We start from the raw sequence: 22737 nt of genomic DNA, 5'->3' as shown, positions 1-22737 counted from the left end.
TTGCCGACCGATGCGGTCGGTGCTCCGCCTCTGCCGCCGTTGCGGGCGCCGCCCCTCAGCGCTTCACCGTTACGCGCACGGCCCTCGGGGATCCGTTACCGATTCAATGACGGCCTCTACCCTTCGACGGTCTTCGACATTCTCGAACGCTCCTGCTGGCACGTCCAGTCTGATGCGACAGCCCATGTGATCCGCCATCTCGGCACCGGGCTCACCTTCGCCGACGCGCAGCTTCGCCACGATCCCTACGCGCTCGAGCTCCTGCACTGTTTCGACGATTCCCGCGAACTCGCCGACGAATGGCACACCATGCTGGTCGGCTGGGCCGCGGTGAACATGGGCTGGAACATCCGGCGGCAGCGGCCGGGCGCCGCGCTGCTGCTTTCACCGTCACGGCAGAGCCCGCTCGACTCCTGGGTGTTCGATTGCACCGAGGCGCCGCCGCTGGTGGCCGAGCCGATCGAGACCCGGCCGTTGCGGCGGCCGGACATCTGGCTCAACCCGCCGCGCGCGGCGTAATCGAGGAGGCGTTTTGCGGGGGCGATGCGAGTTGGGTAAGGTCGGGTCGTGATGAGCCGAACGAGGACTGCCGATGTATTACACCCCGCCCCCGCGCGATCCCAAGGCGCCGCCCGTGCGCGTCAATCTGTTGTCGGACACGCAGACCCGCCCGACAGCCGCGATGCGCGAGGCCATCGCGCGCGCCGAGGTCGGCGACGAGCAGATCGGCGACGATCCGACCGTGCATGAATTGTGCGGCCGCGTCGCCGCGCTGCTCGGCAAGGAGGCCGCGGTGCTGATGCCGTCGGGCACGATGTGCAACGTCGCGGCGACGCTGGTGCATTGCCGGCCGGGCGACGAGATCCTCGCGCATGAGACCGCGCACATCATCTCGCGCGAGGGCGGCGCCCATGCCGCGCTCGGCGGTTTCCAGGTGACGCAGTTGAAGGGGCCCGACGGCCAGTTCACGCCGGAGACATTCCGCGCCGCGCTGCATCCGCGCTCGCGCTACCAGCCGCCGCAGACCGTCGTCAGCGTCGAGCAGACCGCCAATATCGGCGGCGGCACGATCTGGAAGAAGGCCGCGCTCGACGAGATCGTGCAGATCGCGAAGGCCCAGGGCATGGCGACGCACATGGACGGCGCCCGGCTGCTCAATGCCACCGTCGCCACCGGCATTCCGGCGGCGCAGATGACCGCGGGCTGGGATTCGGCCTGGATCGATTTCTCCAAGGGGCTGGGCGCGCCGATCGGCGGCGTGCTCGCCGGCAGCGCCGCCTTCATCGACGAGGTGTGGCGCTGGAAGCAGCGGCTCGGCGGGTCGATGCGCCAGGCCGGAATCGTCGCGGCAGCCTGCATCTACGCGCTCGATCACCATGTCGACCGGCTCGCCGAGGACCACGCCAATGCACGGGCGCTGGCGCGCGGGCTGTCGCAGATCCAGGGCGTCGAGGTCCAGGAGCCAGAGACCAATCTCGTGTTCTTCAAGCCCGACGGCGCCGGTGTGCCCGGCGACAAGATGGTGGCCGAGCTGCGCAAGCGCGGCGTGCTGCTCGCGATGATGGACGGCCGCATCCGCGCCTGCACCCATCTCGACGTGACCGCAGCCATGATCGAGGAGACCATCGGCCATGTCCGGGAGATCTTGCGCGGAGCATGAGGATCATGGTGCGAGCGCCGCATAGACCAGCCGCCGCACATCGCTCGCGATGCGGCCGCGCTGCGAGGGCGCCTGCATCATGACGATGACGAACAGGTCGTCGGCGGGATCGATGAAGAAGAACGTCCCGCCGACGCCGTCCCAGCCATATTCGCCTGATGGCACCGGAGGCTTCTCCGTGATGCGCACGGAGAAACCCAAGCCGAAGCCGCTGTCGGCGCCGGGAAAATAGAGGTCGTCACGACGAATTCCCGCCCCAACGACATGATCCCGCGTCATGACCGCGACGGTCTCAGGCTTGAGATAATAGCGGCCGTCAAGCTCACCGCCGTTCAGCAGCATCTGAGCGAACCGCGCGTAGTCGGAGATGGTGCTGATCATCCCCGCCCCGCCCGACTCCCAGCGTCTGGGCCGAATGGGATCGTCGATGCCGGCGATCGGACGATCGAACCAGTCGCGCGGCGACGGTTCGGCGACGCGGCTACGCTGGCTCGGGTCGGCGAGGAAGAACGCCGTCTCGCGCATGCCGAGCGGCCCGAGCAGCCGCTCCTGCTCGAACTCATAGAGCGAGCGGCCGGAGACGATTTCGATCACACGCCCGAGCACATCGGTCGAGTGGCCGTAGTCCCACACCGTGCCAGGCTGCTCGGCCAGCGGCAGCCTGGCGAGGCGCTCGACGAAGGTGGCGTTGTCGATGTCGCCGTCAAACAGAGGCGCCTTCGCATAGAGCCGGCGCACGGCCGTCTCGCCATAAAAGCCGTAGGTGATGCCGGAGGTATGGCGCAGCAGATCGCGGATGGTGATCGGGCGCGCCACTGGAGCAGCGCCGACCCTCACGTCAGCGAAGGCGGGAATGTAGCTCGCCAGCGCATCATCGAGCTTCAGCCTGCCGTCATCGACCAGCATCATCGCCGCCACCGACGTGACCGGTTTCGACATCGAGTAGATGCGGAAGATCGCATCCTCCGTCATCGGCGCGCGCGTCGCGGGATCGCGAACACCGAAACACTGCAGCAGGACAGGGCTGTCGTGCTGCTGAATCAGCACGACCGCGCCCGGAATGTTGCCGGCGTAGACTTCGTCGCGGAAATAGGTCGGGACCGCCTCGAGGCGCCGCCGGTCGAGATCGCGCGGCGACTGTGCGCCTGCGCGGGCCAGAGCAGGCAGCATGGGCGCCGCGAAGAGTGCGCCGAGCAACGCGCGTCGCGAGACGAGGCCGTCCATGACGCCAGCCCCGCCCGTCAGTCTTGCTCTCGACATCGCACGCTGCCGCGCCGTGCCATCAACGCGGCGCCGACAATCCCGTCAGCGCTGCGTTGGGGGATGTCCGCGGATAGCTCAGGCCGAGGCCGCCGTGCCGACCGGGATGCCCTTGTCGGTGAACAGCTGCTGCAGCTCGCCGCTCTGGAACATCTCGCGGACGATATCGCAGCCACCGACGAACTCGCCCTTCACATAGAGCTGCGGAATCGTCGGCCAGTTCGAGAACGTCTTGATGCCGTTGCGCAGCTCGGCAGATTCGAGAACGTTGAGGCCCTTATAGCCGACGCCGACGTGGTCCAGGATCTGCACGACTTGGCCGGAAAATCCGCACTGCGGAAACTGCGGTGTCCCCTTCATGAACAGGACGACGTCGTTCGACTTCACTTCGTTGTCAATGAATTGCTCAATGCTCATCTTCGCTTCCTCTAGGGCGCCTCAAGGAACGCCTGGGGCTCGGTGCCGCGCGGGTCGCCGCCGGACAGATTTCGTCCAGAGCCGACCGTCACTGTCTTATATGTAGCGCAAACCGTTGTTCAGCCAAAGTAAAATGCCGAGGATCAGTCCGCAACACAGTCACCCGGCCGGACCATAGGCTGATGGCAGCAATATTATAGCCGCCACGAGGGTTTCATCCCGTAACCAAGCCCCTATCTAGGACGAACCGCCCAAAAGGAACTTGTTCCGTCGAACATCGTTTTCTCCCGGCAAACGGAGACCCTCGTGACCAGTTCAGCGTCCGCCACGGCCCCGCATCAGATCACCGCTGCGCAAACCCCTGGGCCGGGTCGCCTGGCCGGCAGTCTGATCGAGGCGTATCTCGCGGTCCGGAACGAGACCGAAGCCCGGGCGGCCCCGCTGACCCCGGAAGACCAGGTCATCCAATCGATGCCGGACGCCAGTCCGGCCAAATGGCATCGCGCCCATACCACTTGGTTCTTCGAGCAATTTGTGCTCGGCGCGCACTGCCGAGGATATGCCCCTTTTCACCCCGATTATGCCTTCCTGTTCAACTCCTATTACGTCAGTGCGGGCCCGCGCCACACGCGGGGCGAGCGGGGCCTGATCACCCGCCCGGGGGTGGCCGAGATCACGGCGTACCGCCGGCATGTCGACGCGGCCATGGTCGACTTCCTGGGCCAAGCCGACGCCGCGACCTTGGCAGCCGTGGCGCCGCTCGTGGAGGTCGGCCTCAATCACGAGCAGCAGCACCAGGAGCTGATGCTGACCGACATCCTGCATGCGTTCGCGCAGAATCCGACGGCGCCGGCCTACGATCCATCGTGGACATTTCCGTCCCCAACGGACCGGAGCAAGGATTGGGTCCACCTCCCCGAAGGCATCCACACCGTCGGGCACGCCGGCGATGGTTACCATTTCGACAATGAGGGGCCGGCGCATCGGGCGCTCGTCGGGCAGGTCGGGATCGCGCGCAATCTCGTCACCAATGCCGAGTGGCTCGCCTTCATGGATGACGGCGGCTACCGGACCGCCACGCTCTGGCTCATGGACGGCTTCGCTGCCGCCAGCCGCGAGGGCTGGCAGGCTCCCGGTCATTGGTACAAGGTCGAGGGCGAGTGGCGCATCATGACGCTGGGCGGATTGACGACCGTCGATCCTGACGCAGCCGTCTGCCACGTCAGCTACTACGAGGCTGATGCGTTCGCGCGCTGGCGCGGCAAGCACCTACCGACCGAGATGGAGTGGGAGGTCGCCGCGCGCGGCAACCAGCTCAATGATGCCTTCGGCACCGTGTGGCAATGGACCCGCAGCGCCTACAGCCCCTATCCCGGCTATCGTGCCATCGAAGGCGCGCTCGGCGAGTACAACGGCAAATTCATGGTCAATCAGCTGGTGCTGCGCGGCTCATCGCTCGCGACGCCGGCAGGCCACAGCCGCGTCACCTATCGCAACTTCTTCTATCCGCATCATCGCTGGCAATTCACTGGGCTCCGGCTCGCCGACTACGCCTGATCAACCCACATTCGCTTCCCGACAGTCGCGCCCGTGCGCGTCCAGGAGAGTATCATGAACGTGCACGTCAACACGTTGTCCAACGCTCACCTTCCCGACGCCGAGACGTCGGCATTCGCGCGCGATGCGGTCGCAGGCCTCGCGCAGCAGCCCAAGCAGCTGTCGCCGAAGTATTTCTATGACGCGGCGGGATCGGATCTGTTCGAGCAGATCACGCGGCTGCCGGAGTACTATCCGACCCGCACCGAGCTCGGCATTCTCAGGGATCGCGGCGCCGAGATCGCAGCGATCATTCCCGATGAGGCGGCCTTGGTCGAGTTCGGCGCCGGCGCCACCACCAAGGTGCGGCTGCTGCTGGAAAGCTGCCGCTTCGCGGCCTACGTGCCGGTCGATATTTCCGGCGAGTTCCTGACCGCACAGGCCGACAGCCTGCGCCGCGACTTCCCGCAGCTCGCCGTGCACCCGGTCGTCGCCGACTTCACGACGGCGTTCAAACTACCCGAGGCCATCGACGGCAAGCCGAAGGTCGGCTTCTTTCCGGGATCGACGATCGGCAATTTCGAGCCGCACGAGGCCTGCCGCTTCCTGCGCTCAGCGCGCGAGATCCTAGGGACCGGCGCGCTGATGATCGTCGGTGTCGACCTGGAGAAGGACGAGCGCGTCCTGCATGCCGCCTACAACGACGCGGCCGGCGTGACCGCGCGCTTCAATCTCAATCTGCTGTTGCGGATGAACCGGGAGCTCGGCGGCAATTTCGACCTGTCCGCCTTCGTCCACCGGGCGATCTACAATCGCGAGCAGCACCGCATCGAGATGCATCTGGTGGCGCGGAAGCCGCAGACTGTACGGCTGCTCGGCACCACCCTCTCGTTCCGCGCCGGTGAGAGCATCCACACCGAGAACAGCTACAAATACAGCATCGAGCGCTTCGGCGCGCTGGCCCGTGGTTCTGGCTGGAAAGTCCGGACCGTGTGGACGGATGCCGAGAAGATGTTCTCGGTTCAGGCGCTCGTCGCCGAGGCGTGAGGCTCTGGCTTCGATCGCAGCGACAGCGTCTCCCACAAGGCGACGATCGCCAGCAACGCGCTCGTCAGGGCCGAGAGCACGAGAGGCGACAGTTCGGTCGCGAACCAGCCGAGCCCGATCAGCGCCAGCAGTCCAGCGCCGTGCGACAATTGCAGGAAACCGCGGATGTTGAACTTGAAGAGGATGGTCCCGAGCAGAAACACGAACGGACCGCCGATCGTTGTCGCCGCCGTATTCAAGTCGGCATGCCCGAGCGGGTGCTTCAGGACGATCTCGTCCGACACGGCCGACACGATGATGCCGGCGACGATCGGCATGTGCAAGTAGGTGTAAGCCGAGCGCGCCATCAGCCCGGATTGCGCCGACTGCGAAATCACCTCCGATCCCGCCTCGGCGCCGCGGTTGAAATACACCGCCCACATCGCCACCGTGCCGATGAAGGCGCTGGCGAAGGCGGCAATGTTGGCTCCGGTCCAGTCGAGCTCGGCAAAGGTCGCGCCGGTGACGACGATGGATTCGCCGAGCGCGATGATGATGAACAGCGCACAGCGCTCCGCCATGTGGCCGCCTTCGACCATCCAGTCCTCCACGGTGGATGCACCCAGCCCGGGGACCCAGAAGCGGACGGCCGGCGAAACATATTCCAGGGTGAGCGCCGCCCCCCACAGCCCCATCCGCGCCGGGCCCTCGGCAAGGCCGCCGAGCAGCCAGAGCACGGCGGAGGCACTGAGCCAGGAGAGGATGCGGGCGGCGTTGCGGCGGACGGCAGATCGCTGCGGCGGCGTCGCGGTCAACCAGAACGCGGTCCGGCCGACCTGCATGGCGGCGTAGGCCATCGCGAACCACAGGCCGCGGTCGTCGAACGCCCGCGGGATCGACATCGACAGCACGAGGCCCGCCAGCATCAGCGCGAACAAGAGACCTCGGACCAGCGCCTTCTCGGGATCGAGCCAGTTGGTGACCCAGGCGGTGTAGACCCACACCCACCAGACCGCGAGAAACAGGACGGCTGTCTGGGCGGCGCCGAGCGGCGAGAAATGGCCGATCAGATAGTGCGAGATCTGCGTCACCGCGTAGACGAAGACGAGATCGAAGAACAGCTCGACGAACGTGACCCGGCTGTGCCGGTTCGGCTCAATGACGCGAAACAGCGCACCACGCGGATCGTCCACCGCCATCTCCCCCGGATGCGTGCTGCGCGATCTGCAATGAACGGTCAGCGCTGCTCAGGCACGCCGGTCTGCAGCGCCAGAGCGTGCAGCACGTCACCCATCTGGCCGCGCAGCGATTGATAGACGAGCTGATGCTGCTGCACGCGGGATTTGCCGCGGAACGATTCCGAGATCACCGTCGCGGCGTAATGGTCGCCGTCGCCGGCGAGATCGCGAATCGTCACCTGGGCGTCAGGGATGGCAGACTTGATCATCTGCTCGATATCGTGGGCATCCATGGGCATCCCGGTGCATCTCCTTATGTCAGGCAGGCGCCGCATCCCGTGGACGATGTAGCCCGCAGGGCCCGCGGCTTGGCTGCACTCCCATCAGTGGCCCGCCGAGCACGGCGAATCAAGGCGTTCTCGCGGGACCGTGATGGTGAAATCTAGCGCGAACCGCTTTCGAGGTCACGCGCGGAACCACTATATACCGGGATCAAACGAGATACGTCGGACCGGGTGACGCACCCAAAAGGCTGAATCGTGAGGGCGACATGAAGCTTCCAGGACCGGATCACCCGATCACCATCACCCCCAATCCGAAACGTGTGCGGGTGATCGCCGACGGCGCCGTGATTGCCGACACCACCCGCGCGTTGACGCTGAAGGAAGCGAGCTACCCCGCGGTTCAATACGTGCCGCGGGCCGACGTCGACATGGAGGCCCTGCAGAAGACCGATCGTGTCACCCATTGTCCGTACAAGGGGGATGCGAGCTATTTCAGCGTCGTCGCCAACGGCAAGACATTGGACAATGCGATCTGGAGCTACGAGGCGCCCTTCCCGGCGATGACCGAGATCTCGGGCCACCTGGCGTTCTATCCGGACAAGGTGCGGATCGAGGAGATCGCAGTTGATTGAACTGCGGTGACAGCCCGCCGCGCGGCCGGCGCGAGGCCATACCGGCGCGGCGGTCGTTTCGGTCACTGACCTGATGGCGTGCTACACTCTGAAAATCGTAAGCCCCAGAATCAGGAGCACGAGGAAGATCACCAGGAAGATGTAGAACAGGATCCGCGCAATGTCGGCGGAAGCTGCCGAAATGCCGGTGAAGCCGAGAATACCGGCCACCACCGAGATCACGAAGAACAGCAACGCCCATTTGAGAAGTGTCACGGTATGGTCCTCCGGTTCTGCGCCGTGCCGGCGCGGCGCCTCACTAACGATGCCGCGGGGAACCGGTTCCTTCGGCCATCGATCCCGTCGCCGAGAAGTGCGCAACCCACGGCAGTCCCGCCCGTAACTTCGTAGGTCGTCGGTTCGTAAGGATATCGGGAGCGGAAATCGGCAGAGGGTGTGAGAAACCGGCTTGCGGACCGCGGCACTTGCTGATTTGCAGCACCAACGACAACATCTGGTGGTCCGGCGCCGTCATTCGCTCGCTTGCGGGCGTCTCCAGCGAATGACGGTGCCAGACAGTCACACGATCTCATTGAATCATTCCGGCTCGCGCAGCCTTGGACGGCGTTTGCGTGACGCCCCGCGGCGAAGGGGATGCGAACGTCACATCCGCTGCACGGGCCGGGCAGCAGCGACGCTGGGGGGCATATGGTCATATCGGTTACACAATCGGCGGCGGCCGCAAAGGTCGAGCTTCAGGCCCGCCCGCGCGCCCGGGCGCGCAACGCCGCGCTCGATCATGCCCGGACATTCCTGACGCTGGTGGTGCTGCTCCACCACGCCGTGATTCCCTATACCTATTTCGGGCACACCGATCCGACGTCCTTCCTCGGCTTCGATGCCATCGTGCTGGCCACCGACAGCTTCTTCATGGCCATGTTCTTCTTCCTGTCGGGCCTGTTCGTGTGGTCGGGCCTTGCTCACAAGTCGACGCTGCAATTCCTGCGCGACCGGCTGTTGCGTCTTGGCCTGCCCTTCGCCATCGCGGCCCTGACCGTCATTCCGTTTGCCTATTACGCGATCGAGCTGCGCGCCAATCCCGAAGCCAGCTTCGCTGCCTTCTGGTGGAAGACGGTCACGGTCGGTCCATGGCCGAGCGGGCCGATCTGGTTCATCTGGGTGCTGCTGGCGTTCGACACCTCGGCGGCCCTGCTGTACCGCGTCTCGCCGCGCCTGCTGGATCCGATCAACCGGCTGTCGCAGCGCGCCTTCGAGAATCCGGGCGACTTCTTCTTCGTCTTCCTGCTGATCACTGGCGTGCTCTACATCCCGTCCCGGCTCTATTTCGGCCCGACCTTCTGGTTCGAGGCCGGACCGCTCTCGGTGCAGGCCAGCCGCGTCTTGCTCTACGCCGCCTATTTCTACGTCGGGGCTGGCATCGGCTCGGCCAATTTCGAACGCGGCCTGCTGGCCGCAGAAGGGCAGATGTCGCAGCGCGGACTCGGGGCCTGGATCGTGGTCACGCTCGTGCCCTATGCGCTGCTCTGGGTGCTGATCACGATCAAGCGCCAGGTGCTGGGCAATCCGCCCGTGTTGCCGCAGTGGTACGAGGCGGCCTACGGCTTCTTGTTCGTCATCTTCAGCGCCGCGATCCTGTTCGCGATCCTGTCCTACTTCCTCAACAACCGCCGCTCGGAATTCTCCGTGCTCGATCGCATGCAGGCCGATGCCTATGGCATGTTCCTGGTGCACTATCCGATCGTGCTGTGGATCCAGTACTGGCTGTTCGACCTCAATCTGCCGGCCATTGCCAAGGCCACGATCGCCTTCGTCGCCACCGTGCTCCTGAGCTGGGGTGCAACGTGGGCGCTACGGCAGATTCCGGGAGCGAAGAACGTGCTGTAAGCACGACCCTGTCTCCTCCGTCATTGCGAGGAGCGAAGCGAAGAAGCAATGCAGACTGCATCCGCCGATGGAGTCCTGGATTACTTCGCTTCGCTCGCAATGACGCCGGGCAAGGCTGCGGCGCTCACGGCAATTTCCCCTGTCGTCCCTGCGAAAGCAGGGACCCATAACCACAGGGCGTCGTTGTTGAAAGAGCTCAACGACCAGCGTGCGTGACAACCGCGGCCGCGGAGTCTGGGTCCCGGATCGGCGCCGCGACGGCGCCTTGCGCCGTCGTGGCTTGTCCGGGACGACAGGGGTGAGTTAGGCGGCCCCGCCCATGTAGCCGGGCAGCCAGCTCTCGAAGCGGGTCTTGAGCGCAGTGACCTCGACCGACGCGTCGCCAGCGATGGCAAGCGCTGTGCCGCCGGTGGTGCCGATGCGGGTGCACGACACGCCGGCGCCGCGCATCTTGGCGAGCACGCGGCCAGCCTCGGTCTCCGGCACCGTCACGAGATAGCGCGCCTGGTCCTCGCCGAACCAATAGGCATGCGGCACGATCGACGCAGGCGCGGCCAGCAGCCGCGCGCCGATCCCGGAGGCCATCGCCATCTCGGCGAGCCCCACCAGCAGGCCGCCGTCGGAGAGATCGTGTGCGGCCGTCGCTGTGCCCGCATGGATCATGCCGCGGACGACATCGCCGATGCGCTTCTCGGCGGCGAGATCGACCGGCGGCGGGGCGCCCTCCTCGCGGCCGCAGATGTCGCGCAGGTAGACCGACTGGCCGAGCCAGCCATGGGTCTCGCCGATCAACAGGATCGCCTCGCCCTCGGCCTTGAACGCGATGCTCGCCGATTTGGTGAAATCATCGAGCAGGCCGACGCCTCCGATCGACGGCGTGGGCAGGATCGCGCGGCCATTGGTCTCGTTGTAGAGCGAGACGTTTCCGGAGACGACGGGGAAGTCGAGCGCGCGGCAGGCTTCCGAAATGCCTTTCAGACAGCCGACGAACTGCCCCATGATCTCGGGCCGCTCCGGGTTGCCGAAATTGAGATTGTCGGTGATGGCGAGCGGCCGGCCGCCGACCGCGGTGATGTTGCGCCAGGCCTCCGCGACGGCCTGCTTGCCACCCTCGAACGGGTCGGCCTCGCAATAGCGCGGCGTGACGTCGACGGTGAGCGCAAGCCCCTTCGGGCCATCCTGCACGCGCACCACTGCGGCATCGCCGCCGGGGCGCTGCACGGTGTTGCCGAGGATCACATGGTCGTACTGCTCCCAGATCCAGCGCTTGGAGCACAGATCGGGCGTTGCGACGAGCTTCTCCAACGCCGGGATGATGTCCATCGGCGACTTGACCTCGCGGGCGTGGATCACCGGCAGCGCCGATGAGGCCACATGCGGACGGTCGTACAGCGGCGCCTCGTCACCGAGCTCCTTGATCGGCAGGTCGGCCATGACGTCGCCGCCATGCTTCACCACGAACCGCTTGCTCGGCGTGGTGTAGCCGACCACCGCGAAATCGAGCCCCCATTTGCGGAAGATCGCTTCCGCCTCCTTCTCCTTCTCCGGCTTCAGCACCATGAGCATGCGCTCCTGGCTTTCGGAGAGCATCATCTCGTAGGCGCTCATGCCGATCTCACGGGTCGGCACGGCATCGAGATCGAGATCGACGCCGAGGTCGCCCTTGGCGCCCATCTCGACCGCCGAGCAGGTCAGGCCGGCCGCACCCATGTCCTGGATCGCAATCACGCAGTCCGCGGCCATGATCTCTAGGCACGCCTCCAGCAGCAGCTTCTCGGCGAAGGGGTCGCCGACCTGCACCGTCGGGCGCTTCTCCTCCGAGGAATCGTCGAACTCGGCCGAGGCCATCGAGGCGCCATGAATGCCGTCGCGGCCGGTCTTGGAGCCGAGATAGACGATCGGCATGTTCACGCCGGAGGCCGCCGCATAGAAGATCTTGTCGGCGTCGGCGAGGCCGACCGCCATGGCGTTGACCAGGATGTTGCCGTCATAGCGGGTGTGGAAGCGGGTCTGGCCGCCGACCGTCGGAACGCCAAACGAGTTGCCATAGCCGCCGATACCGGCCACCACCCCGGACACCAGATGCCGGGTCTTGGGATGCTCCGGCGCGCCGAACGACAGCGCGTTCAGGCAGGCGATCGGGCGCGCGCCCATCGTGAACACGTCGCGCAGGATGCCGCCGACGCCGGTGGTCGCACCCTGGTACGGCTCGATGTAGCTCGGGTGGTTGTGGCTCTCCATCTTGAACACGACCGCCTGGCCGTCGCCGATGTCGATCACGCCGGCATTCTCGCCGGGGCCTTGGATCACCCAGGGCGCCTTGGTCGGCAGTCCCCGCAGATGGATGCGCGACGACTTGTACGAGCAGTGCTCGTTCCACATCGCCGAGAAGATGCCGAGCTCGGTAAAGGTCGGCACCCGCCCGATCAGCTTCAGGATGCGCTCATATTCATCGGGCTTCAGCCCGTGGGCGGCGACGAGCTCGGGGGTGATCTGCGGTTCATTGCGCATGGAGAAATGCCTTTGCCCGTGGGCCGCTGGTCCCTTGAAGCCTGCTTCATAGAAAGATCGCCAGGGCGGGAAAAGGCCTTTTACGGCCCTATTCCGCCCTGTCCAGAGCTTTGGCCCGGACCGCCAGAAGGGATATTTGCAGATTGGCGACCAATCGGATTTAAGACGGTAAATCAACAGTTAAAGGCCCTGACACGTGCACGACCTGTCCCGTTCCGCCTTCGAGAACCGTCCTGGCATCCACATCGCGACCGACGGCGAGTTCGCCGGCTGGCGGACCTGGATGCGCGACAGCTACGAATCCCACACCGGGCCATTCTGGCACCGGATGGAGGACGATGGCTCGATCCGCTGCGCCTTCCGGGTCGAGAAGAAGCACCTCAACGGCGGCGGCAACGTCCATGGCGGCTGCCTGATGACCTTCGCCGACTACTGCCTGTTCGCCTTCGCCGCGCCGATCATGCAGGGCCCGGGTGTCACGGTGTCGTTCTCGAGCGAATTCCTCGACGCGGCGCGCGAGGGTGAGTTGATCGAGGCCACCGGCGAGGTCACCCGCGCCGGCGCCTCGCTGATCTTCCTGCGCGGCATGCTGCATTCCGGCCCGAGGCCGCTGTTCTCGTTCTCTGGGACCATCAAGCGGGTCAAGCGGCGGACGCCGGAGGCGGCGAACTCGCCGTAGCGGATGATGTCGTAGCCCGGATGAGCGCAGCGATATCCGGGGTCTCACGCGCGCTGTCCGTGAACCCGGATATCGCTGCACTCACCCGGGCTTCCGGCGTCACCCCGCGAGCTGCTTCTCGGCGAGGGCGATCCACTCGGCCTGCGCCTTGCGCACATGTCGTGGCGCGCGCTTCATCTGGATCAGCAGCTCGGTGAACACGACCTTGGCCTCATCGATCCGGCCGACCAGCTTGAGCAGCGTGCCGTAGCGGACCTTCGCCTCGCTGCCCGGCGCATAGTCCAGCAGCGCCTGGTACTCCTCGATAGCCTCGTCGGTGCGGCCGGCTTCCTGCAAAGCCCGCGCATAGAGCAGATGCGCCTCGGCCGAATTGTAGTCCGGCCAGGCCTTCTGCAGCTCGTCGAGCGTCGCCAGCGCATCCGCGGGGCGGCGGCGCGCGAACTGCGCCTTGGCCTTGCCGAGCGCGAACAGCGGCTCGTGGCCCATCGGCAGGCTCAGGATGTGATCGTAATGCTGCTCCGCCTCGTCATAGCGTCCGACGGCGACGCATTCCTCGGCCAGCGCCGCGCGGTTGGCGATCGTGTCCGTGATCGCGACACGATCGGACAACTCGCGGTAGTACTTCTCCGGGTCGAGCTTGTTGGCGACGCGCTTGCGCGCCTTCTGGACGTCGTGGCTGCCCAGCCATTCCGGCACCAGCTCGACCACGATGTAGGCGAGCGCGCCGATCAAGGGGACCAGCAAAATGATGAACGCCCAGGGCTGCATCCGCCCGGTACGCGAGGCGTGGTAGATCAGCGAGATCTGAAGAAGTATAATGACGAGTGCAACCGGCACGACGGTCCCCACGGCCAATCCCTACACGCCGACGTTGATAGCGTGGCCGAGCGCGGCCGACAATCCCGCATCCGCCGGCTCAATTGACGATGCCGGTTGGACGCATCGGGACAACGGCCGGTTCAAACAACAGAGCAAGGCTTGTTCAATGGCCGTACGGAAGGCGGTCCTGTCGCGAAAAAGGGCGGAAGCGCGTCGCGCTCCCGCCCTCGAGCCGCCGTCGTATCGCCGCGCTGTTATTGCTGCTGGTCGATGACCTGCACCACCTTCTGATCCCGCGGGTCGACCAGCACGACCTGCTCGCCGATCGCCAGATACTGGTAGTTGGCGAGCTCCGGATTGCTGCGCGCGAGCTCATCGGGCACGCGGCGCAGGCTCAGGCAGCTCGGTCCGGACGAGGTCGATGACGATGTCGTCGAGCCCACAGTGCCTGTCTCGGTGGCGGCGCGGCGCAGGATCTGGCGCTGATCGTCCGACAGCACGATGCGGGTCGAGCTTACGCCGTAGCCACCGCGGTCATAGCCGCGATCGGCGCGCATGCCGTTTTGCGGGATCACGTCGACGATCTCGCGGCTGCGCGGATCGATGATGGCGATCTCGTCATGCACAACCGTATACTCGTAGCCGCGATATTGCGGAACGATGGTGACAATCTCCGACGGCAGCGGACGCGGCCGCACGCGCTCCGGCAGGCGCTCGCCGACATTGATGCGGATGTCGATATCGGTGCGGGCACGGTCGAAGTCGTGATCACGCTTGAGCTGGTCGACCACGCGGGTCTTCTGCTGCTCGTTGACCGAAACCTGCGTGCTCGAGCGGGTGCTGTTGGTCTGGGTCTGGTTGCTGGCCTGCCCGGTCGCATCCGGCTTGCCCGCGGTGGCGCCGGCCGGACCGGTCTGCTGGTTCTGCTGCGCGGTCGTGCTCTTGCTGTCCGTTGCGCCCGGCTGATTGGGCTGCCTGCTGCGGTCGGTCTGCTTGTCGGCCGCCTGGTCCGACGTGCCGGCCTTGCGCTCGTCCTGGCTCTGCCGGCTCTTGTCGATGCCGCTGCGATCGGCCTCGCGGTCGGACTTGCGGTCGGTTGCACCCGACTTGCTCTCGGCCGCGCGATCCTCGCCCTTGCGCGGTTCGTCGGCGCGTCCCTGCTGTTGCTTCGACTCGGCCTTGCCCTTGCTGTCAGACTGCTTGCTGTCAGCCTGGGACCTGGTCTCGGCGCTGTCCTTGGCATCGTGGTCGCGCTGCGCCGAGGCCGGCCCGCGCTCAGCCTTGCTGTCAGCGCCCTGCTTGGTCTCATGCGCCGAGCGCTCCGAGGCTCGCTCCTGCGCCTGCTCGCGCCCGGTCGAGGACGAAGGTTCGCTGCGGCGCAGATCCTGCGCGCTCTGCTTCGCATCGGACCCGGCGCGTTCCGCCGCGGCAGCGCCGCCGCCCTTGGACTCCGCGCCCGGACGGGCCGCCTCGCGCGGCGAGGCCGCGGCCGGGCCACCCTCGTGCTTCATTTCCGATTGCGCTGACGCGGCATTCGCACCCGCGCCGATCGCGAGAATGATGGCGGCAGTTCCCAGCCAATGTTTCGTCGTCATATAAGAACCTCCTTGGTTCATGCCCCATGGAATCGGGCGGACAACGCAAACAGCCGCCCGGTGTTGCCGGGCGGCGCGAGAAAAAAGCTACGGAACGATTTCGATGAACGGCCTTCAGGCCGCGCGATCGAGATGGGCGACGAGACCGGCAAACAGGCCGCGACCGTCGGTGCAGCCCATGATGTCCTCGACGTGATTCTCGGGATGCGGCATCATGCCAAGCACATTCCCGTTCTCGTTGACGATGCCGGCGATGGAATGCGCAGCACCGTTGATGTTGCTGATGTCGCCGACCTCGCCATCGGCCGAGCAGTAGCGATAGAGCACGCGGCCATCGCCATTGAGGCGCTTCAGGGTCTCCTCGTCGGCTGCATAGTTGCCCTCGCCATGGGCGACCGGCACGCGGATCACCTGGCCGGCATTGTAGCCGCGCGTGAACGGCGAGTCGGAGCGCTCGACCCGCAGATGCACGTCCTTGCAGATGAACTTGAGCTTGTCGTTGCGCATCAGCACGCCCGGCAGCAGGCCGGATTCGCACAGGATCTGGAAGCCGTTGCAGACGCCGAGCACAAGACCGCCTTTGGCGGCGTGGTCGCGCACCGCATCCATGACAGGTGCCCTGGCCGCGATCGCGCCACAGCGCAGATAGTCGCCATAGGAGAAGCCGCCGGGGACGACGACGAGATCGGTGCCCTTCGGCAGCGACGTCTCGGCGTGCCACACCATCGCCGGCTCATGGCCGGAGATCATGCGCAGCGCGCGCGCCATGTCGCGCTCGCGGTTGATGCCGGGGAAGACGAGAACGGCGGATTTCATGATCTTACGTGCTTGCTCGAGGATCGCTCCCTCGCGGCCACGCGAGAGTGTTTGAGTCTGACGAGAGCTCCAAATTCAACGCTCGCACACCGGCAAGGAGCTCATCGACCGAATGTTCGACAAGGACCAGATCACGCGAGATCTCCAGCAGTCGCTCGTAGATCTCGCGCTCGGTCACGGCCATTGCCCTATCCCAGCAGCTCCACCCGGTAATTCTCGATCACCGTGTTGGCGAGCAGCTTGTCGGCGGCCGCCCTCAGGGCGGCCTCCGCCTTGGCCTTGTCGGCGCCTTCGAGCTCGATGTCGAACACCTTGCCCTGGCGCACGCTCGCGACGCCGTCGACGCCGAGCGATTTGAGGGCGCCCTCGATCGCCTTGCCCTGCGGATCGAGGATGCCGGATTTCAGCGTCACCGTGACACGCGCTTTCACGTCTTGTTCCCTTTTAGCTCTTGACGAGAACCGGACCGGAGCCCACCGGACGCTCGTTCTCCATCAGGATGCCGAGCCGCTTGGCGACCTCGGTATAGGCCTCCAGAAGGCCGCCAAGATCGCGGCGGAAGCGGTCCTTGTCGAGCTTCTCGTTCGACTTGATGTCCCACAGCCGGCAGGAATCGGGGGAAATCTCGTCGGCGACGATGATCCGCATCATCTCGTTCTCGAACAGCCGGCCGCACTCCATCTTGAAGTCGACGAGGCGGATGCCGATGCCGAGGAAGAGCCCGGTCAGGAAGTCGTTGACGCGGATGGCGAGCGCCATGATGTCGTCGATCTCCTGGGGGGTCGCCCAGCCGAACGCGGTGATGTGCTCCTCCGACACCATGGGGTCGTTGAGCTGGTCGTTCTTGTAATAGAATTCGATGATCGAACGCGGCAGCTGGGTGCCTTCCTCGATGCCGAGGCGCTGCGACAGCGAGCCCGCCGCCACATTTCGAACGACGACCTCGAGCGGCACGATCTCGACCTCGCGAATCAACTGCTCGCGCATATTGAGCCGGCGGATGAAGTGAGTCGGTACCCCGATGTCGTTGAGGTGCTGAAACAGGTACTCCGAGATGCGGTTGTTGAGGACGCCCTTGCCTTCGATCACCTGGTGCTTCTTGGCATTGAAGGCGGTGGCGTCGTCCTTGAAGTGCTGGATCAGGGTGCCCGGCTCGGGGCCTTCGTACAGGACCTTGGCCTTGCCTTCATAAATGCGACGCCGACGGCTCATTGGGATGTACCGTGTTTTGTTGAAATCCATGAAATGGTGGGCTCCGGATGACTTTGGACAGGACCACGACGGAGCTGCCGCGAGGGCCCGGATGTTAAGGAAACAGAACGAGAACCGGGCCTGTGGGAAACCTATCTCATTGGTGTCCCGAGCACAATCGATCCGGGCCTCGGGAGCGGAGTTTTACCGCCCTTCCCTGCGGCCTCGTACCCGTTGTATTGGCAAGATGTTCCAATTATTTAGGCGTGCGGCCACCGCCCCGCAACCGCCTGCGCGGTTAACCCTCTTCGGCAACACTGGAAGTTCCGACCATGACCACGTTCGACAAGCGCGAGGACGCCTTCGAGAAGCAATTCGCCCATGACGAGGAATTGAAGTTCAAGGCAGAAGCCCGCCGCAACAAGCTGCTCGGCCTGTGGGCAGCCGAAAAGCTCGGCAAGTCCGGCGCTGACGCCGACGCCTACGCAAAGGAGGTCGTCGCGGCCGATTTCGAGGAAGCGGGCGATGCCGACGTGCTGCGCAAGGTGCTGGGCGACCTCACCGCCAAGGGCGCTTCCGTTACCGAGGCCGAGGTCCGCGCCAAGATGAGCGAGCTGCTGGCGACCGCGGTCGCCCAGATCAAGGCGGGATAGTGCGAGGCCAATAGCGGCTTGGGAGTAGCGAATGGGGATGTCCGTCCCCTCTTCGCTACTCGCCTGCTTTGACGTACACCCACGCGCGAGTGCCGGAGCGCAGCACCACATCTACCCGCTTGTAATCGGCCACCTCGTACTGGTCGGCTGCGTGCAGTTCGGCTGCCGTGATTTCAAACACCGTTCCGTCGACGGCATCGTCAGGATCGTCGCTCGGCACGACGATAGGGTGAAACTGCTCTCCACTGCTGGCGAGCACATCCGGGTCCGTGATCTCAATGAAGCTCTTTCTGAAGCCCGGCATCGAATCGGCACGCCCGACGAGACGTCGGCCGAAAGACTTCAATTGAACGCTTTCGAGCTGAAGCGTGCCATAGGAGAACAGGAACGTGGTCTGGATGACGCTCAAGCGCAGTCTCCGCGCGATCTGGCCAATCGCGGATAGACATATCTGACACCAGAGTGAATGGCGAGCAGCAAATAGGATGTCGTTCTATTCGCTACTCGCTATTCCCTGCTCGCTATTCCTCTTTAAATCCATATTCCGGCACGTTGCCGCTGGCGCCGTAATATTTGTACGGCAGGAACTTGCCCGACATCGTGATCTTGACGCGGTCGCCCTTGGCATTGGGCAGGCGCTCCATCACCATGTCGAAATCGATCGCCGACATGATGCCGTCGCCGAATTCCTCCTGGATCAGCTCCTTCCAGGCCGGGCCGTTGATCATCACGAGCTCGTAGAAGCGGTAGATCAGCGGATCGGTCGGCGGCATCTGCACGCCCTCGCCACGCATCGGCGTCTCGTTCAGCATCGCGATCTCGGACTTCGACAGGCCGAACAGCTCGCCCGCATTGGCGGCCTGCGGCTTGGTCAGCTTCATCTGGCCGAGGATGGCGCCGACGATCAGCACCTCGGAATAGCCGCCGATCGTCTCGCAGATGTACTTCCAGCTCCAGCCCTTCTCGCGCTTGATGTCGAGCAGCTTCTCGGTGAGGTCGGATCGCTTCATGCTTGGTCTCCCTTGAGAGTCTTCGTTGATGGGTTTCTTCCGGCTGGGCGTCAGCGGGCGATCGCCTGCGGCGCGTCGTTCTCGACCGGGTTGGACGCGACGATCGTCGGCTCGCTGCGCCCGATCTTCACCACCGGCACCTTGCGCGGGTCGTAATCGGGCGTCTCGGCGGTGAAGGTCTTGCTGCGGCTGACCAGGAAGTCGATGATGTGGTTGCGCAGCGCGTAGTACAGCGGATGGCGGTGCAGGTCGCCGCGCAGCCGGTCCTTCGGCAGCGGGTTCTCGACGATCTCCGCCAGCACCGCGCCCGGCCCGTTGGTCATCAGCACGATCTTGTCGGCGAGATAGATCGCCTCATCGACATCGTGGGTGATCATGAACACGGTCTGGCCGGTCTCGACGCAGATGCGCCGCACCTCGTCCTGCAGCGTGCCGCGCGTCAGCGCATCGAGCGCTGAGAACGGCTCGTCCATCAGCATGATCTTCGGCGTGATCGACAGCGCGCGGGCAATGCCGACGCGCTGCTTCATGCCGCCGGACAGCTCCGACGGCCGCTTGTGCTCCGAGCCGGCGAGGCCGACGAGCTCGATATATTTCAGCGCATGCGCCTTGACCTTGGCGCGGTCCCATTTGCGCCACTTCGACGAGACCGCATAGGCGACGTTGCCGAGCACCGTCCGCCACGGCAGCAGCGCGTGGCTCTGGAAGATGACGGCGCGGTCGAGGCTCGGCCCCTCGATCGCCTGGCCATCGACGATGACGGCGCCCTCGCTCGGCACGTCGAGGCCGGCAAGAACATTCAGCACCGTGGTCTTGCCGCAGCCGGAATGGCCGATCACGCAGACGAACTCGCCGCGCGCCATCGTGAGCCACAGGTTCTCGAAGATCGTCGTGCTCCGCGCCCCATCATAGCGCTTGGCGATCCCCTCGATGGAGATGAACTTGTCGGTCATAGGAAGGTCTTTCCGTTCCCTCCCCCCTTGTGGGGGAGGGGCAGGGAGGGGGGTTCCCCACAAAGACTCGTGCCTGGGGCACCCCCACCCCTAACCCCTCCCCGCAAGGGGGAGGGGAACGGAGTTGCGCACCTTGCAGCAGTTCGCCTGATCATGCCCTACTCCGGAAACGTCACGAGCCGCGACACGCGGGCCAGGATCTGATCCAGCACCATGCCGACGAGACCGATCAGCAGGATCGCGATGATCACGTTGGTGATCGACAGGTTGTTCCACTCGTTCCAGACGAAGTAGCCGATGCCGGTGCCGCCGACGAGCATCTCGGCGGCGACGATCACGAGCCAGGCGATGCCGATCGAGATCCGCATGCCCGTCAGGATGGTCGGCGCCGCCGCTGGCAGGATGACGGTGAAGGCGCGGCGGAAATTCCCGACCTCGAGGGTGCGGGCGACGTTGATCCACTCCTTGCGGACGCTGGCAACGCCGAACGCGGTGTTGATCAGCATCGGCCAAACCGAGCAGATGAAGATCACGAAGATCGCCGACAGGCTGGAATCCTTGATGGTGTAGAGCGCCAGCGGCATCCAGGCGAGCGGCGAGATCGGCTTGAGAATCTGGATGAACGGATCGAGCGCCTTGCTCATCAAGGGCGACATGCCGATCAGGAAGCCGAGCGGGATCGCGACCGCGACCGCGATCAGGTAGCCGAGCATGACCCGCCCGAGCGAGAAGGCGAGCTGGATGCCGAGCCCCTTGTCGTTCGGACCGTTGTCGTAGAACGGCCGCCGCAGATGCTCCCACAGCTTGGCGCCGACATCGAGCGGCCCGGGCATCGCCGACTTGCCTTGCGTCGCTGTCATGCCCATCAGCTTGGCGTATTCGGGGCTCATGTTGGCAGCCGTGCCCGTGCTACGGGTGGCGATATGCCAGGCGCCGAGGAAGACGGCCAACAAGACGATCGAGACGACGGCGGCGCGCAGGCGGAGTGAGGCGGTCATGACGTCGCTCCACCCACGCTGTCGTCCCTGCGAACGCAGGGACCCATAACCACCGTCGGCAGTTGATGGAAACGATTGTCGCTACCGCCCCTGCCCCAAGACAGGTCACGGCGTATGGGTCCCCGCGTTCGCGGGGACGACACCGGTGGTGTGGTTGGCGGCGTGTTCATCACCATGGGTGGGGTCGGCAGCGTCGCCCTCGTCGCCCCCATCACGACGCCTTCTTGATCTTGAAGCTGGCGACGTAGTCGTCCGGCTTGGTCGGGTCGAACGGCTTGCCCATCACCGAGAACGATTTGTAGGAGTCCTTTGGCGGCGTCAGGCCCATGTCGGTCATGACCTTGCGGGTGTCGGTGGCGAGATAGATCTGCTCGGCGACCGCCTTGTAGTCGACATCGCCCTTGATCTGGCCCCAGCGCTTCATCTGGGTCAGCATCCAAACCGCGAAGGACTGCCACGGGAACGGATCGAAATCGACCCGCTTCGGATCGGTCTTCACGCCGCCGAGGCCGTCGGCATAGGTGCCGGTCAGCACCTGCTCCAGCACCGTCACCGGCGCGTTGATGTAGTTGGCCGGCGCGATCGCCTCGGCGATCTGCTTGCGGTTCTCGGCTTTCGACGCATAGGCGGTGGCATCGACGATGGCGCGGGTCAGCGCGGCGAAGCTGTTCGGCGCGGCCGTGATGAACTCGCGGCTCGCCGCGAAGCTGCAGCAGGGGTGACCGTCCCAGATCTCCTTCGAGAGAATATGCAGGAAGCCGACGCCGTCAAAGATCGCACGCTGGCAGATGTTGTCCGGCGCGAGGAAGCCGTCGATGTTGTCGGCGCGCAGGTTCGCGACCATCTCCGGCGGCGGCACCGAGCGCAGTTGCACGTCGGTGTCGGGATCGATGCCGTGCTCGGCGAGATAGTAGCGCAAGAGATAATTGTGCATCGAATAGTCGAACGGAATGGCGAACTTCATGCCCTTCCAGTCCTTCGGGTCGCGCTTGTCCTTGTGCTTCATCGCCAGCACGATGCCCTGCCCGTTGATGTTCTCGATGGCAGGTACGGTGAACGGGATCGGCTGCGCGCCAAGCCCGAGCGAGATCGCGATCGGCATCGGCGCCAGCATGTGCGAGGCGTCGTATTCCTTGTTGATGGTCTTGTCGCGAATGACGGCCCAGCCGGCGGTCTTCACCACCTCGACGTTGAGCCCGGCCTTGGCATAGAAGCCGAGCGGCGCGGCCATGATGATTGGCGTCGCGCAGGTGATCGGGATGAAGCCGACCTTGAGATCCTTCTTCTCTGGCGCGCCCGCTTCGGCAAAGGCTTCGGTCGCCGTCTTCAGCGGAAAGAATTGTGAGACCGCGGCGAGCGCGGTGGCGGCACCCACCGACTTCAGGAACGCGCGACGGGTGGCTGCTTCCGGAAACACCGCGCGCAGCACGGCTGACGCGACCACGTTCTCGTAACGCTTCTCGGTGGAGTCCGTCACGGGCTCGCAGCGCAGCGCCAGCACGGCGTGCTCGTGTTCGGCCGGACTGCGATGCTGGCCGCAGATACAACCGGCATTCACGCTGGCCTCGGCATCGAACGGATCATCGAAAATCGACATGTGCTGCGCCCCTTTGTCACACCTGCGCGAACTGCGCC

24 protein-coding genes are annotated in these 22737 nt (G+C 65.1%); 8 read left to right on the top strand and 16 right to left on the bottom strand.

Annotated features, from left to right (window positions below):
- The first annotated feature begins 186 nt into the window (after positions 1 to 186).
- The gene (locus QX132_RS18460; RefSeq protein WP_315737362.1) at positions 187 to 519 is read left to right on the top strand and encodes a hypothetical protein; all 333 of its coding nucleotides are present in this window, start codon (positions 187 to 189) and stop codon (positions 517 to 519) included.
- Positions 520 to 592: 73 nt separating this feature from the next.
- Positions 593 to 1660, top strand: a complete 1068-nt coding sequence (locus tag QX132_RS18455) for a threonine aldolase family protein (protein ID WP_315774285.1) — start codon at positions 593 to 595, stop codon at positions 1658 to 1660.
- Between the two features lie 3 nt (positions 1661 to 1663).
- On the opposite strand, the gene QX132_RS18450 is transcribed toward QX132_RS18455, so the two are convergent.
- Positions 1664 to 2884: a serine hydrolase domain-containing protein gene (locus tag QX132_RS18450; protein ID WP_316162301.1), complete on the bottom strand. Its 1221-nt coding sequence runs from the start codon at positions 2882 to 2884 to the stop codon at positions 1664 to 1666.
- Between the two features lie 114 nt (positions 2885 to 2998).
- A complete protein-coding gene (gene grxD, locus QX132_RS18445) occupies positions 2999 to 3337 on the bottom strand; it encodes a Grx4 family monothiol glutaredoxin (RefSeq protein WP_006609190.1) in 339 nt (112 codons plus the stop codon).
- Between the two features lie 306 nt (positions 3338 to 3643).
- Here grxD and egtB point away from each other — a divergent pair, with 306 nt between their 5' ends.
- On the top strand, positions 3644 to 4894 hold the full coding sequence (egtB, locus tag QX132_RS18440; RefSeq protein WP_316162260.1) for an ergothioneine biosynthesis protein EgtB: 1251 nt from the start codon (positions 3644 to 3646) through the stop codon (positions 4892 to 4894).
- A 54-nt stretch (positions 4895 to 4948) separates the two neighbouring features.
- Positions 4949 to 5920 carry an L-histidine N(alpha)-methyltransferase gene (egtD, locus tag QX132_RS18435; protein ID WP_316162259.1) on the top strand — a complete coding sequence of 324 codons (972 nt, stop codon included), beginning with the start codon at positions 4949 to 4951 and terminating at the stop codon, positions 5918 to 5920.
- On the opposite strand, the gene QX132_RS18430 is transcribed toward egtD, so the two are convergent.
- Together QX132_RS18430 and QX132_RS18425 are read right to left on the bottom strand one after the other, a co-directional pair.
- Positions 5896 to 7098 carry a low temperature requirement protein A gene (locus QX132_RS18430; RefSeq protein WP_315774281.1) on the bottom strand — a complete coding sequence of 401 codons (1203 nt, stop codon included), beginning with the start codon at positions 7096 to 7098 and terminating at the stop codon, positions 5896 to 5898. The genes egtD and QX132_RS18430 overlap by 25 nt on opposite strands.
- 38 nt (positions 7099 to 7136) lie before the next feature.
- Positions 7137 to 7376, bottom strand: coding sequence for a BolA family transcriptional regulator (locus QX132_RS18425; RefSeq protein ID WP_315737357.1), 240 nt, complete (start codon positions 7374 to 7376; stop codon positions 7137 to 7139).
- 251 nt (positions 7377 to 7627) lie between these two features.
- Here QX132_RS18425 and QX132_RS18420 point away from each other — a divergent pair, with 251 nt between their 5' ends.
- Positions 7628 to 7993 carry a DUF427 domain-containing protein gene (locus QX132_RS18420; protein ID WP_316162256.1) on the top strand — a complete coding sequence of 122 codons (366 nt, stop codon included), beginning with the start codon at positions 7628 to 7630 and terminating at the stop codon, positions 7991 to 7993.
- Positions 7994 to 8074: 81 nt separating this feature from the next.
- On the opposite strand, the gene QX132_RS18415 is transcribed toward QX132_RS18420, so the two are convergent.
- Positions 8075 to 8248 (bottom strand): DUF1328 domain-containing protein, encoded by a 174-nt coding sequence (locus QX132_RS18415; RefSeq protein ID WP_009031962.1) that lies wholly within the window; start codon positions 8246 to 8248, stop codon positions 8075 to 8077.
- Between the two features lie 432 nt (positions 8249 to 8680).
- On the opposite strand from QX132_RS18415, the gene QX132_RS18410 reads away from it, so the two are divergent.
- Positions 8681 to 9877, top strand: coding sequence for an acyltransferase (locus QX132_RS18410; protein ID WP_315776528.1), 1197 nt, complete (start codon positions 8681 to 8683; stop codon positions 9875 to 9877).
- Between the two features lie 303 nt (positions 9878 to 10180).
- Here QX132_RS18410 and purL read toward each other — a convergent pair whose 3' ends face one another.
- Complete coding sequence (gene purL, locus QX132_RS18405; protein WP_315776527.1) at positions 10181 to 12388, bottom strand: phosphoribosylformylglycinamidine synthase subunit PurL; 2208 nt, start codon at positions 12386 to 12388, stop codon at positions 10181 to 10183.
- Positions 12389 to 12584: 196 nt separating this feature from the next.
- Between purL and QX132_RS18400 the strand changes: the two genes are divergently transcribed.
- Positions 12585 to 13067, top strand: coding sequence for a PaaI family thioesterase (locus QX132_RS18400; RefSeq protein WP_315759029.1), 483 nt, complete (start codon positions 12585 to 12587; stop codon positions 13065 to 13067).
- 99 nt (positions 13068 to 13166) lie between these two features.
- Here the strand turns inward: QX132_RS18400 and QX132_RS18395 are convergent, their stop codons facing one another.
- From QX132_RS18395 to purC, 5 genes are all read right to left on the bottom strand, one after another.
- Complete coding sequence (locus QX132_RS18395; RefSeq protein WP_315737718.1) at positions 13167 to 13904, bottom strand: tetratricopeptide repeat protein; 738 nt, start codon at positions 13902 to 13904, stop codon at positions 13167 to 13169.
- 236 nt (positions 13905 to 14140) lie between these two features.
- Entirely contained in the window at positions 14141 to 15397 is a 1257-nt protein-coding gene (locus tag QX132_RS18390; RefSeq protein ID WP_315779869.1) for a DUF1236 domain-containing protein, read from the bottom strand.
- Between the two features lie 198 nt (positions 15398 to 15595).
- Entirely contained in the window at positions 15596 to 16297 is a 702-nt protein-coding gene (gene purQ / locus QX132_RS18385) for a phosphoribosylformylglycinamidine synthase subunit PurQ (protein WP_315779744.1), read from the bottom strand.
- Between the two features lie 188 nt (positions 16298 to 16485).
- Positions 16486 to 16728: a phosphoribosylformylglycinamidine synthase subunit PurS gene (purS, locus tag QX132_RS18380; RefSeq protein ID WP_315737351.1), complete on the bottom strand. Its 243-nt coding sequence runs from the start codon at positions 16726 to 16728 to the stop codon at positions 16486 to 16488.
- A gap of 13 nt (positions 16729 to 16741) precedes the next feature.
- Positions 16742 to 17509, bottom strand: coding sequence for a phosphoribosylaminoimidazolesuccinocarboxamide synthase (gene purC / locus QX132_RS18375; protein ID WP_208866972.1), 768 nt, complete (start codon positions 17507 to 17509; stop codon positions 16742 to 16744).
- Positions 17510 to 17820: 311 nt separating this feature from the next.
- On the opposite strand from purC, the gene QX132_RS18370 reads away from it, so the two are divergent.
- Positions 17821 to 18141 (top strand): DUF1476 domain-containing protein, encoded by a 321-nt coding sequence (locus tag QX132_RS18370; protein WP_315798246.1) that lies wholly within the window; start codon positions 17821 to 17823, stop codon positions 18139 to 18141.
- Between the two features lie 55 nt (positions 18142 to 18196).
- On the opposite strand, the gene QX132_RS18365 is transcribed toward QX132_RS18370, so the two are convergent.
- From QX132_RS18365 to QX132_RS18345, 5 genes are all read right to left on the bottom strand, one after another.
- A complete protein-coding gene (locus QX132_RS18365; protein ID WP_315798245.1) occupies positions 18197 to 18550 on the bottom strand; it encodes a gamma-glutamylcyclotransferase family protein in 354 nt (117 codons plus the stop codon).
- 112 nt (positions 18551 to 18662) lie between these two features.
- Positions 18663 to 19151 (bottom strand): cyanase, encoded by a 489-nt coding sequence (cynS, locus tag QX132_RS18360; RefSeq protein ID WP_315779742.1) that lies wholly within the window; start codon positions 19149 to 19151, stop codon positions 18663 to 18665.
- A 50-nt stretch (positions 19152 to 19201) separates the two neighbouring features.
- Positions 19202 to 20104, bottom strand: a complete 903-nt coding sequence (locus QX132_RS18355) for an ABC transporter ATP-binding protein (RefSeq protein ID WP_315759035.1) — start codon at positions 20102 to 20104, stop codon at positions 19202 to 19204.
- A gap of 158 nt (positions 20105 to 20262) precedes the next feature.
- Positions 20263 to 21102, bottom strand: a complete 840-nt coding sequence (ntrB, locus tag QX132_RS18350; RefSeq protein WP_315759036.1) for a nitrate ABC transporter permease — start codon at positions 21100 to 21102, stop codon at positions 20263 to 20265.
- A gap of 211 nt (positions 21103 to 21313) precedes the next feature.
- Complete coding sequence (locus QX132_RS18345; RefSeq protein ID WP_315776522.1) at positions 21314 to 22699, bottom strand: CmpA/NrtA family ABC transporter substrate-binding protein; 1386 nt, start codon at positions 22697 to 22699, stop codon at positions 21314 to 21316.
- Positions 22700 to 22737 lie beyond the last annotated feature (38 nt).

Origin of the sequence: Bradyrhizobium sp. SZCCHNRI20481 (genome assembly GCF_032485055.1) — a bacterium.
GTDB lineage: Bacteria > Pseudomonadota > Alphaproteobacteria > Rhizobiales > Xanthobacteraceae > Bradyrhizobium.
The sequence above is the reverse complement of the archived record's forward strand: the minus strand, read 5'-3'. Positions and strand labels throughout refer to the sequence as shown.